The 11,844-nt window shown below is 63.6% G+C and carries 11 protein-coding genes; 5 read left to right on the forward strand and 6 right to left on the reverse strand.

Features of this window, described 5'->3' with window-relative positions; all coding sequences use genetic code 11:
• The first annotated feature begins 42 nt into the window (after positions 1-42).
• The 5 genes from BLP99_RS16255 (at position 43) to BLP99_RS16275 (ending at position 4,736) form a co-directional block, all read left to right on the forward strand.
• A complete protein-coding gene (locus tag BLP99_RS16255; protein ID WP_072391995.1) occupies positions 43-963 on the forward strand; it encodes a LysR family transcriptional regulator in 921 nt (306 codons plus the stop codon).
• A gap of 240 nt (positions 964-1,203) precedes the next feature.
• The gene (locus tag BLP99_RS16260; protein WP_092180973.1) at positions 1,204-1,911 is read left to right on the forward strand and encodes an HPP family protein; all 708 of its coding nucleotides are present in this window, start codon (positions 1,204-1,206) and stop codon (positions 1,909-1,911) included.
• 134 nt (positions 1,912-2,045) lie between these two features.
• Positions 2,046-3,152, forward strand: a complete 1,107-nt coding sequence (locus BLP99_RS16265) for an enoyl-CoA hydratase/isomerase family protein (protein ID WP_092180976.1) — start codon at positions 2,046-2,048, stop codon at positions 3,150-3,152.
• A 4-nt stretch (positions 3,153-3,156) separates the two neighbouring features.
• Complete coding sequence (locus BLP99_RS16270; protein ID WP_076407039.1) at positions 3,157-4,308, forward strand: acyl-CoA dehydrogenase family protein; 1,152 nt, start codon at positions 3,157-3,159, stop codon at positions 4,306-4,308.
• A gap of 227 nt (positions 4,309-4,535) precedes the next feature.
• Positions 4,536-4,736, forward strand: coding sequence for a hypothetical protein (locus tag BLP99_RS16275; RefSeq protein ID WP_072391642.1), 201 nt, complete (start codon positions 4,536-4,538; stop codon positions 4,734-4,736).
• 144 nt (positions 4,737-4,880) lie between these two features.
• Here the strand turns inward: BLP99_RS16275 and BLP99_RS16280 are convergent, their stop codons facing one another.
• The 6 genes from BLP99_RS16280 to BLP99_RS16305 all read right to left on the reverse strand — a co-directional run bounded on the left by BLP99_RS16280 (position 4,881) and on the right by BLP99_RS16305 (position 11,841).
• Positions 4,881-5,654 (reverse strand): enoyl-CoA hydratase, encoded by a 774-nt coding sequence (locus BLP99_RS16280; protein WP_072391639.1) that lies wholly within the window; start codon positions 5,652-5,654, stop codon positions 4,881-4,883.
• A gap of 13 nt (positions 5,655-5,667) precedes the next feature.
• Entirely contained in the window at positions 5,668-6,795 is a 1,128-nt protein-coding gene (locus BLP99_RS16285) for an acyl-CoA dehydrogenase (protein WP_072391636.1), read from the reverse strand.
• Between the two features lie 9 nt (positions 6,796-6,804).
• The gene (locus tag BLP99_RS16290) at positions 6,805-7,992 is read right to left on the reverse strand and encodes an acetyl-CoA C-acyltransferase (RefSeq protein WP_092180979.1); all 1,188 of its coding nucleotides are present in this window, start codon (positions 7,990-7,992) and stop codon (positions 6,805-6,807) included.
• Between the two features lie 10 nt (positions 7,993-8,002).
• Complete coding sequence (locus BLP99_RS16295) at positions 8,003-8,764, reverse strand: SDR family NAD(P)-dependent oxidoreductase (RefSeq protein WP_072391630.1); 762 nt, start codon at positions 8,762-8,764, stop codon at positions 8,003-8,005.
• Between the two features lie 200 nt (positions 8,765-8,964).
• On the reverse strand, positions 8,965-10,617 hold the full coding sequence (locus BLP99_RS16300) for an AMP-binding protein (RefSeq protein WP_092180982.1): 1,653 nt from the start codon (positions 10,615-10,617) through the stop codon (positions 8,965-8,967).
• A 207-nt stretch (positions 10,618-10,824) separates the two neighbouring features.
• Positions 10,825-11,841: an AraC family transcriptional regulator gene (locus BLP99_RS16305; protein ID WP_072458775.1), complete on the reverse strand. Its 1,017-nt coding sequence runs from the start codon at positions 11,839-11,841 to the stop codon at positions 10,825-10,827.
• Between the last annotated feature and the right edge of the window lie 3 nt (positions 11,842-11,844).

Genomic DNA, 11,844 nt, shown 5'->3' on the forward strand with positions numbered 1-11,844 from the left:
CATGACATTGCCCTGCGTCATCGCACCAAGGAATCGATCCACGTGAACATCAAGTTTCTGGAAACTTTCGTCTGGGTCGCTCGCCTGAAGAGCTTTCGTCTCACCGCGGAAAAGCTGTTCACCACCCAGGCGTCCATCTCCAGCCGGATTGCCGCGCTGGAGGATGAAATGGGCGTGCGCCTGTTCGTACGCGATTCCAAGGGCGTGTCGCTGACATCCGAAGGGCAGCGGGTGCTGGAATATGCCGAGCGCATCATGGACACCATGCAAAGCATGAAGGCGGTGATCAAGGATCCACGCCAGGTGCGCGGCCGGATCCGCATCGGCGCCATGGACACCGTGATCCACACCTGGCTCAGCCCGCTGGTGACCCGGCTGATGCAATGCTACCCGGCCCTGGAGATCGAACTGTCGGCCGATACCGCAAGCAACCTGTGCTCCCAGTTGGAAAAAGGCTACCAGGACATCATTTTCCAGACCGATATCCTGCGCCTGGACAGCGTACGCAACGCCCTGCTGACCCGCTACCCGATGCATTGGGTGGTCCGCACCGGCTCGGTCTACGATCGGCAATATGCATCGCTGGAGGAGCTGTCCCAGGAACGCATCGTGACTTTCTCGCGCAACTCCCGGCCTCACCAGGACATCCTCAACCTGCTGCACTCGGCGAACATCGTCTCGCCACGCATCAATTGCGTGAACTCCGCGTCCGCCATCACCCGCCTGGTTCGCGATGGCTTTGGCATCGGCGCCATGCCCGCAGCCCTGGTACAGGGCGAACTGGCCCAGGGCTCGCTGACGCTGCTGGACGGCGTCCCGCTGCCCTCGGTGATGGACATCGTCGCCAGCTGGCGCACCGGCGCCGGCATGGAACGGGTGGAAGATATCGTCAGCCTGACGCGGGATGTGGTGGGTGACTTCGTTGCGCAATTGCCGGGCGGGTACGGGCTCGAGCTGGACTAGCCCTCGCTCCTCCATCGAACCATTTTCCAGCGCCCGCGAATCCTGACGTCAGTTCTCTTCCATGACGATGCATTACCTCAAAATAAATGCATTGAAACTGCATTAATATGAATTTGTAACTCAGGGGGCCCGGGGGCAGACTGTGCATGTTCCTCACCCCCAACTGTTGGAACACTTAAAGGGCTTTCTGGGATTTTCCCGTAAGCCCATTTTTTTGTTCGTTTTTTGGATTTTTTCTGAATGCTTGCCCGCTGGTTCCCCGCTGCGATCAATACCCGTCCCACCGAATGGAGCCGCGCCGCCATCGGCATGGCGTTGGGAACGATGTTCAGTGTCTGGCTTTGCAGCCAGGTGTACGGCCTCGAAGTGGCGCAGCACCTGATCGGGCCGCTTGGCGCCTCGGCCGTGCTGCTGTTCGCGGTGTCCTCGGGCGCCCTTGCCCAGCCCTGGTCGATTTTTGGCGGATACCTGTGTGCCTCGGTCGTGGCGCTGCTGGTGGCTCATGTACTGGGACGCACGCTGGGCAGCGCCTGCCTGGCGGCCGGCACTGCGCTGGTATTGATGTGCTGGCTGCGGTGCGTGCATCCTCCAGCGGGTGCGCTGGCCGCGACCATGGTACTGGCCGACCCGTCCATCATTGCCCTGGACTGGCAGGGCGTGGCCGCCGCCATGCTGGCCGGCTCCGGCCTGCTGGCCAGCGCGCTGGCCTACAACAACCTGACGCAGGTGCGCTACCCCAAGCGCGCCAGTGAGCCGGTGGCGGTCATCCCGGCCGATCATCCCCCGGTCGATCGACATGCCATCACCGCCGAAGACTTGAAGCTGGCGTTGGCGGAAATGGAAGCATTCTTCGACGTAACCCCCGAAGATCTCGAACAATTGATCCACGCCAGCGAGCGAAATGCCCGGCGCCGCAGCATCACGGAGGTGCTGTCGGGTCGCGGCTGATCCTGTGGCTGCTATAAATATGCAGAAAGGACCTGCACGTATGCCGGTTGTGCGATGCAAATTTGCACTGTTACGATCCCGACCGGGTACGCGCGACATCATTCATAAAGAACAATAAAAGCAGGGAGTTAGCGATGACAGCTCAGGTTTCATCCAAAGCCACAGGGACTGTAGAAGTGATGGCCTGTGACGTATTGGTCGATGTGCGCAACCACATCGGCCACTTGACCCTGAACCGGCCCGCTGGCCTCAATGCCCTGACCCTGGACATGGTGCGCAGCCTGCAGCGACAGCTCGACGCCTGGGCCCTCGATCCGCAGATCCGCGCGGTTGTCTTGCGCGGTGCCGGCGACAAGGCATTCTGCGCCGGCGGCGACATCCGTTCGCTGTACGACAGCTACAAACAGGGCCATTCCCTGCATGAAGACTTCTTCGTCGAGGAGTACGCCCTTGACCTGACGATCCACCATTACCGCAAGCCCATCGTGGCCCTGATGGACGGGTTCGTCCTGGGCGGCGGCATGGGCCTGGTGCAAGGCGCAGACCTGCGGGTGGTCACCGAACGAAGCCGACTGGGCATGCCGGAAACCGGCATCGGTTATTTCCCGGACGTGGGCGGCAGTTACTTCCTGCCGCGCATTCCCGGCGAGCTGGGTATCTATCTGGGGGTCAGCGGCGTGCAGATCCGGGCGGCCGACGCCCTGTACTGCCGGCTGGCCGACTGGTACCTGGAGAGCCGCAAGCTCGCCCAGCTCGACGAGCGTCTCGACCGCCTGGAGTGGAGCGACATGCCGCTCAAGGACCTGCAAAGCCTGCTGGCGAAACTCGCCGTGCAGCAACTGCCAGCCCCTCCCCTCGATGCCCTGCGCCCGGCCATCGATCATTTCTTCGCCCTGCCCGACGTACCGAGCATGGTCGAACAATTGCGCCAGGTGACGGTCGCCAACAGCCATGAATGGGCCCTGGAAACCGCCACCCTGCTGGAAACCCGTTCCCCCCTGGCCATGGGCGTGACGCTGCAGATGCTGCGCCGGGGCCGGCACCTGAGCCTGGAAAACTGCTTTGCCCTGGAGCTGCACCTGGACCGGCAATGGTTCGAGCGTGGCGACCTGATCGAAGGTGTACGCGCGCTGCTGATCGATAAAGACAAAAAACCGCGCTGGAACCCGCCCACCCTGGAGGCGCTGGACGCCGGCCACGTGGCGAGTTTCTTCGACGGCTTCGACGACCTCGGGAATTGAGTCCATGCACGACCTCGAACTGACAGAAGAACAAGTGATGATCCGCGACATGGCCCGGGACTTTGCCCGTGGTGAAATCGCGCCCCATGCCCAGGCCTGGGAAAAGGCCGGCTGGATCGACGACAGCGTCGTGGCAAAGATGGGCGAACTGGGACTGCTGGGCATGGTGGTGCCCGAAGAATGGGGCGGCACCTACGTCGACTACGTGGCCTATGCGTTGGCGGTGGAAGAGATTTCTGCAGGTGACGGCGCCGTCGGGGCACTGATGAGCATCCATAACTCGGTGGGCTGCGGGCCAGTACTCAACTACGGCAGCGACGAACAGAAACAGGCCTGGCTGGCCGAGCTCGCGAGCGGCCAGGCCATCGGTTGCTTCTGCCTGACCGAGCCCCAGGCCGGCTCCGAGGCCCACAACCTGCGCACCCGCGCCGAATTGCGAGACGGCCAGTGGGTCATCAACGGCGCCAAGCAGTTCGTCAGCAATGGCAAGCGGGCGAAGCTGGCGATCGTCTTCGCCGTGACGGATCCTGAACTGGGCAAGAAAGGGATCTCGGCGTTTCTGGTGCCGACCGATACGCCGGGCTTCATCGTGGATCGCACCGAGCACAAGATGGGCATTCGCGCTTCGGATACCTGCGCGGTCACCCTCAACGACTGCACCGTTGCCGAGGCCAGTCTGCTGGGCGCCCGGGGCAAGGGCCTGGCCATCGCCCTGTCCAACCTGGAAGGCGGTCGCATCGGCATCGCGGCCCAGGCCCTGGGCATCGCCCGGGCGGCGTTTGAAGCGGCCCTGGCCTACGCCCGGGACCGGACACAGTTCGACAAGCCCATCATCGAGCACCAGAGCATCGCCAACCTGCTGGCCGACATGCACACCCGCCTGAACGCCGCCCGCCTGCTCATCCTCCATGCCGCCCGCTTGCGCAGCGCCGGCAAGCCCTGCCTGTCGGAGGCCTCTCAGGCCAAGCTGTTCGCCTCGGAAATGGCCGAGAAAGTCTGCTCCTCGGCGATCCAGATCCATGGCGGGTATGGGTATCTTGAAGATTATCCGGTGGAGCGCTACTACCGCGACGCACGGATCACCCAGATCTATGAGGGGTCGAGCGAGATCCAGCGGATGGTCATCGCCCGGGAACTCAAGCACTACCTGGTTTAACAGCAGGAGAAGCATTGCGAGCAAGCTTGCGATGCAGGGGTGCAGTTGATGAAGACGTCGACTGCGCCGCCGCTCATCTGGAAAATTCGCTACCTGTAAGCTCCTACAGTAGCCACCTCCCGCCATCCAGGTCCTAATGATTTCGTCGCTACATCAGTCCGTCCCTGCTCGGCTTCGGTCGCCGGCTGGACGGGCCTGTCCAGCCTTGGCCGAACAGGAGCCGAATCATGACAGACCAAGCCGCAGATGTACTTGTCGAGAACCACCGAGGCGTGGATATCTGGCGAAGACAATACGACCCTTATGGCGGTCCAACAAATTACTTTTATGTTTACAGAGGCCGCCAGAGCCCGATGTATAGCGACCCGGGCACGCTGAAAAAGGACCTGGATATTGAAATTGACAAGGACCTAACCGCAAAAAAATAGAAACCGCTTGCCCGGCTGAACGGCCCCCGCCCATCGCGAGCAAGCTCGCTCCTACAGGGCCTGGCGGTGTACACACATGTTCCGTACACCCTGGGCCCCCTACAGGAGCGTGCTTGCTCGCGATGGCGTCAGTCAGGGTTATGGTTATTTGTCCTGGAACTGGGGCGCGCGCTTGTCCACGAACGCAGCCATGCCTTCTTTCTGATCCTGCGTGGCGAACGCCGCGTGGAACACCCGGCGCTCGAAACGCACGCCTTCGGACAGGCTCACTTCAAAGGCGCGGTTGACGCTTTCCTTGACCATCATGCTGACAGGCACCGACTTGGACGCGATCAGGGCGGCGGTCTTCAGGGCGTCATCCAGCAGTTCGTCGGCCGGTACGATCCGCGCCACGATGCCGCAACGCTCGGCCTCCACCGCGTCGATGAAACGCCCGGTCAGGCACATCTCCATGGCCTTGGCCTTGCCCACCGCGCGAGTCAGGCGCTGGGTGCCGCCCATGCCTGGCAATACGCCCAGGTTGATTTCCGGCTGGCCGAACTTGGCATTGTCGCCCGCCAGGATGAAATCGCACATCAACGCCAGCTCACAGCCGCCCCCCAGGGCGAAACCGTTCACCGCCGCGATGATCGGCTTGCGCCGGTTGGCCACGCGGTCGCTGTCGCTGAACAGGTCGTCGAGGTAGATCTGCGGATAGGTCAGCTCGGCCATTTCCTTGATATCTGCACCGGCGGCGAAGGCCTTCTTCGAACCGGTCAGTACGATGCAGCCGATCCTGGGGTCCGCTTCCAGGCTGTCCAGGGCGTGGTTCAGTTCGCTGACGATCTGCGCGTTCAAGGCGTTCAAGGCCTGGGGACGGTTGAGGGTGATCAGGCCGACGCGGTCCTGGATCTCCAATAGAATCGTTTCGTAGTTCATGCAGCACTCCTGTTCAAAGATTGCGCGAAATGACCATGCGCTGAATGTCGCTGGTGCCTTCGTAGATCTGGCAGACCCGTACGTCGCGGTAGATGCGTTCCAGCGGGAAGTCGTTGAGGTAACCGTATCCACCCAGGGTTTGCAATGCCATGGAGCAGACTTTCTCGGCCATTTCCGAGGCGAACAGCTTGGCCATGGACGCTTCCACCAGCGCTGGCTGGTCGTTGTCCCGCAAGGTTGCGGCGTAATGGACCATTTGCCGGGCCACGGCGATCTGGGTCGCCATGTCCGCCAGGCGGAACGCCACGGCCTGATGCTCGATGATCGGCTTGCCGAAACTCTGCCGTTCGCGGGCATAGTCCCGGGCCGCTTCGAACGCGGCCCGGGCCATGCCCACCGCCTGGGCGGCAATACCGACGCGTCCGCCTTCCAGGTTCGCCAGGGCGATGCGATAGCCTTCACCCTCCTCCCCCAAGCGGTTGGCCAGCGGCACCTTCATGTCCTCGAAAAGGATCTGGCATGTGTCGGATGCGTGCTGGCCGAGCTTGTCCTCGACCCGCGCCACGCTGTAGCCCGGCGAGTCGGTGGGCACGATAAAGGCACTGATGCCGCGCTTGCCGGCGCTCGGATCGGTCACCGCGAATACGATCACCACCCCGGCATTCTGCCCCGAGGTGATGAACTGCTTGCTGCCGTTGAGCACGTAATGGTCGCCCTCGAGGCGCGCCCGGGTCTTCAGGCTGCTGGCGTCGGAACCGGCCTGAGGCTCGGTCAGGGCGAAGGCGCCGAGCATCGCGCCGCTGGCCAGGGGAGCCAGGAACCGGGTCTTTTGCTCATCGGTGCCGAACTTGAGGATCGGCACGCAGCCCACCGAGTTATGCACGCTCATGATGGTCGAGCAGGCCCCATCGCCCGCGGCGATTTCTTCCAGGGCCATGGCATAGGCCAGGTAACCGGTGTCGCAACCGCCCCACTGTTCCGGCACCAGCATGCCGAAGAAACCCAGTTCGGCCATCTCGGCGATGGCCTCCCTGGGAAAACGGTGCTCGCGGTCCCAGTCGGCGGCAAATGGTTTCAGGCGTTCCTGGGCGAACTGCCGGGCCATGTCGCGGATTTGCGTCTGTTCTTCAGTGGCAAGCATGGTCATTCCTTAATACAGGCATTCGACAGCCATGGCCGTGGCTTCGCCGCCACCGATGCAGATGGCCGCGACGCCGCGCTTGAGGCCTTTCTGGCGCAGGGCCGAAAGCAGGGTCACCAGGATCCGCGCGCCGGACGCACCGATCGGATGCCCCAATGCGCACGCACCGCCGTGGACGTTGACTTTGTCGTGGGGGATTTCCAGCTTGCCCATGGTCACCAGCCCTACCACCGCAAAGGCTTCGTTGACCTCGAACAGGTCGACTTCATCCAGCGACCAGCCGGTTTTCTTCATCAGCTTCTTCACCGCACCGACCGGTGCCGTGGGAAACAGGCTCGGGGTGTCGGCGAATGCCGCATGGCCATGGATCACCGCCAACGGCTTCAAGCCGCGCTGTACAGCCTGGCTCTGGCGCATCAGCACCAGGGCGGCGGCACCGTCGGAAATGGAACTGGCATTGGCCGCCGTCACGGTACCGCCCTCGCGGAAAGCCGGTTTGAGGGAGGCGATCTTGTCGATCCGCGCCTTGGGCGGCTGCTCGTCATGGCGCACGGTCACCTGCTCCTTGCCGACCATCACCTGCAACGGCACGATCTCGGCATCGAAACTGCCGTCCTTGATCGCTTGCTGGGCACGGGTGGTGGACGCAATGGCGAAGGCATCCTGGGCCTCACGACTGAAGCCGTTGGCTTCGGCACAGTCTTCGGCGAAGGTTCCCATCAGGCGCCCCTTGTCGTAGGCATCCTCCAGGCCATCGAGGAACATATGGTCGAGCACCTTGCCGTGGCCCATGCGCAAGCCGCTGCGAGCGCGATCGAGCAGGTACGGCGCGTTGGACATGCTCTCCATGCCGCCGGCCACGACCACATCGGCGCTGCCGGCCACGAGCATGTCATGGGCCAGGATCGCCGCCTCCATGCCCGAACCACACATCTTGTTGAGGGTGGTGCAGCGGGTCGACTTGTCGAGCCCCGCCCCCAATGCCGCCTGGCGTGCCGGTGCCTGGCCCTGGCCGGCGGCGAGCACGCAACCGAACAGCACTTCCTCGACCGCGTCCGGCGCGATACCGGCACGCTCAACGGCGGCCTTGATGGCGGCAGCCCCCAACTGTGGCGCGGTCAGGCTTTTCAGTTCGCCCTGGAAGCCGCCCATGGGGGTGCGGACAGCGCTGACGATGACAATCGGATCGTTGGACATGGAAAACCTCCTATTTGGCTGCCATGCGCAAGGCACCGTCGAGACGGATCACCTCGCCATTGAGCATGCTGTTTTCAATGATATGCCGGACCAGCGCGGCGTACTCGGTCGGTTTGCCCAGCCGCTGCGGGAATGGCACGCCGGCGGCCAGGGACTGGCGCACTTCGGGGGTCATGCCAGCCATCATCGGTGTTTCGAAAATACCGGGGGCGATGGTCATCACCCGGATGCCGAAGCGCGCCAGCTCCCGGGCTGCCGGCAGGGTCAGGCTGGCGATGGCGCCTTTGGAGGCAGCGTAGGCCGCCTGGCCGATCTGGCCGTCGAAGGCAGCCACCGAAGCGGTGTTGATGATCACGCCACGCTCGCCGTCGGCATTGGCCTGCGTTTCGGCAATGACAGCCGCGGCCAGGCGCAGCAGGTTGAAGCTGCCGATCAGGTTGACGTTGATCACCTGGCTGAAACTGGCCAGGGCATGCGGACCGTTCTTGCCGAGGATTTTCTCTGCGCGCACGATGCCTGCGCAGTTCACCAGCCCGTTCAGGCCGCCAAAGGCATCCACCGTGGCCTTGACCGCCGCTTCGGCCGCGGCCTCGTCGCTGATGTCCGCCACCACGCTGTGGCAACCGAGTGCCTGGGCCTGGGCGGCCACGGCGTCGGCATTGAGGTCCACCAGCATCACCTTGGCACCGGCCTTGACCAGCATTTCGCCGGTGGCCGCGCCGAGGCCGGACGCACCGCCGCTGACGAGGAAAATCTTGTTGTCGATCTGCATCATGGTTTCCTTTGGTTCAAGCTGTAACGTTCTGCGCCGCGGCCCAGGGGGTGTTCTCAGTTGCTTTCCCCATCGCGTTGTCGCCTTAAGCGGGCCAGGCAAGGCGCAGGCCGCCGGGAAGGGTTGTTCCCTTCCCAAGGCCTGCCACGAAGCCTGGCCCGCTTTAAGACACAACCCGAAGGGCTGGCGCGGTGGGGGAACTAACTGAGAACACCCCCTAGAGCCTTGGCAATCTCTTGGTTGCGCAAGATAAAGCGCTGCAACTTGCCGCTCGGGGTCTTCGGCAAATCACTGACAAATTCGACTTCACGAGGATAGGCGTGCGCCGCCAGGCGCTTGCGCACGTACTGGCGCAACTCTTCGGCCAGTTCCGGCGCGGCACGGTACTGGGCGCCCAGCACCACGAAAGCCTTCACCAGTTCGGTCCGCTCCGGGTCGGGCTTGCCGATCACGGCCGCCTCCACCACTGCCGGGTGCTCGATCAACGCGCTTTCCACGTCGAACGGGCCGACGCGGTAGCCGGACGTGGTGATGACGTCGTCGCTGCGTCCGACGAAACTGATGCTGCCGTCGGCGTTGAACTCCACCGTGTCGCCGCTCAGGTAGTAGTCGCCAACGAAGGACTTGGTGGGACCGCCCTCGTAACCGGCGAACCAGCACATCGGCGACTGGCTGCGGTCGATGGCGAGGATGCCTGGCTGCCCCACCCCCAGTTCCCGCTGGTTTTCATCCAGCACCACGATCCGGTGGCCCGGCGAGGCGAAGCCGGCCGCCCCCAGGTGCACCGGATGCTCCAGCCCGTGGTGGTTGCACAGCACCATGCCCAGCTCGGTCTGGCCGTAGTGGTCATGGATCACCACATCGAGGTGATCGGCGAACCAGCGGATCACTTCCGGGTTCAGCGGCTCGCCGGCACTGCTGACGACCCGCAGACGGCCCTTGATCGAACGTGCGAACTGCTCGCCTCCGGCAATCAACAGGCGATAGGCCGTGGGCGAGCCCGTCAGGTTGGTGATGCCGTACTTGTTGATCACCCGGCAGGTGCTTTCCAGGGTGAACGGGCCGTCGTAGAAGGTGATCGGATGCCCCATGGCCAGCGGCCCGGTCACACCGAAATAGATGCCATAGGCCCAGCCCGGATCGGCGACATTCCAGAAAGCGTCCTCGGGGCGCAGGTCCACGGCGTCACGGGTGTAGCTCTGGAAGGCCACGATGGCCTTGAGCGGCACGGACAAGGCCTTGGCCGGCCCGGTGGTGCCGGAGGTGAACATCATCAGGAACGGGTCTTCGCCGGTGAGCATCACCGGTTCGCACTGGCTGGAATGGTTGTCCACTTCGGCCCAGAAACTGTAGTCGCCACGCACGATGCCCCGGCCTTTCTCGCCGCCCACCGTCACCACCGTGGGGCAGCCATCGACGTCAGCGAGCTTGGGACGGTTGACCGCGTCGGTGACCACCATGCGTGCCCCCGAGCTCCCGAGGCGGTGCTCGATGGCCTTGGGGCCGAACGCGGTGAATAGCGGTTGATAGACGGCACCGATACGCCAGGTGGCAAGCACCACGATCAGCAATTCGGCGGTGCGCGGCAGCAGCCCGGCCACCTTGTCGCCCTTGCCCACGCCCTGGGCCAGCAGGAAATTGGCGAAACGCGCGGCGTTGTCCTGCAGGTCTCGGTAGGTCCAGGTCGCGTCGCTGCCGTCGCGTCCCTCCCAGAACAAGGCGATGCGTCCCGGCAAGGCATGCCGGTCGCAACATTCGACGCAAGCGTTCATCGCTTCGAGCGAGCCGTGCAACGCGGCATTGACGGTGTTCAGGTAATCGAACTGCGACGTGGCGGACGAGTAATCGCGCATGACCAGAATCCCTCTGTACTTTTTATTGGTGGGGGAACCGTAAACAGGCAAATACTCGCGCCGAAGGGAGGGGGCGGCAATGGTCAAAGCCATCAAGTTGCATGACTGGTTTGGCCATGGTCCGGATCGCCAGCACGGGCGCACCGCGAGAACGCCCTGGGGTAAGCGGATTCAATGCGTCCAGGCTGATAGTTGCGGGATCGACGATCAGTGAGGTTCGTTGAGGATCAGGCTTCGATAATGCCCGGGGTTGGACCCGGACCACTTGCGAAACGCCTTGTAGAACGAACTGGCATCGGCAAACCCCAGGCGCGCGGCGATCTCCACGAAACTGATGGAAGGCTCGGCCAGCCAGGCAATCGCCAGTTCCTTGCGCACACTGTCCTTGAGGCCCTGGTAGGTCTGCCCTTCCTCCGCCAGGCGTCGACGCAGGGTCGAGGCGGAAACGCAGAGCTGCTGGGCCAGGGCCTCGGTTTCCGGCCACTGTTCGGCGGGCAGCTGGCGCAGGTCGTGCCTGATACGGCTGGCGAGGCTTTGCGGGTCGCGGTATTTGACCAGGATATTGGCCGGGGCGCGGGCGAGAAAGCGCTTGAGCTCATCGGCATTGCGCCGGATGGGCTGGTCCAGGCATTCGGCGGCAAAGATCATCCGGGTCCGTGGCCGGTCAAAGCGCAGGTTCTGGGAAAACATCACACGGTAGTCGTCGCAGAAATCCGGCGCCGGGCAACGCAGTTCGATGGAAAGAATCGGGATGCGCCGCCCGGCCAGCCAGCAGGTCACACCATGGACGATCATCCAGTACGTGAAATAGGTGAAGGCCCGGCGTGGCTCCCGATCGTCCTCCAGCAGGACGATTTCCGCCAGGCTCTGCTGGCGGGTCCACTGCGCCGGCAAGTGTTCGAGCATCAGCGACAGGAACCCCAGCCCCGCCGTCAACCCGGCGGCCAGGGTGGGCTGGGCCATGGCGCACTGGCAGAGAAAGGCCAGGCTGCCGGACTTGAGCCGGCGCGGGTCCATGCCGAAGAACTCGTCGTCGAGTCGCCTGGCCAGCAACCGCCAGAGCCGCGCATAGGCATCGGCCGGGACCCGGGCCTGGGGATCGTCCAGCGACATGGGCTCGATGCCGACCTTGTTCAGCACTTCATCCATAGCCGCTCCGGGGGCGCAGCTTTGCAGCAGCGCTTCGCGCACCAACTGGATGGAGATGGTGTCTTTTTCGGACATGGC

The organism is Pseudomonas sp. NFACC32-1 (genome assembly GCF_900101215.1).
Lineage (GTDB): Bacteria > Pseudomonadota > Gammaproteobacteria > Pseudomonadales > Pseudomonadaceae > Aquipseudomonas.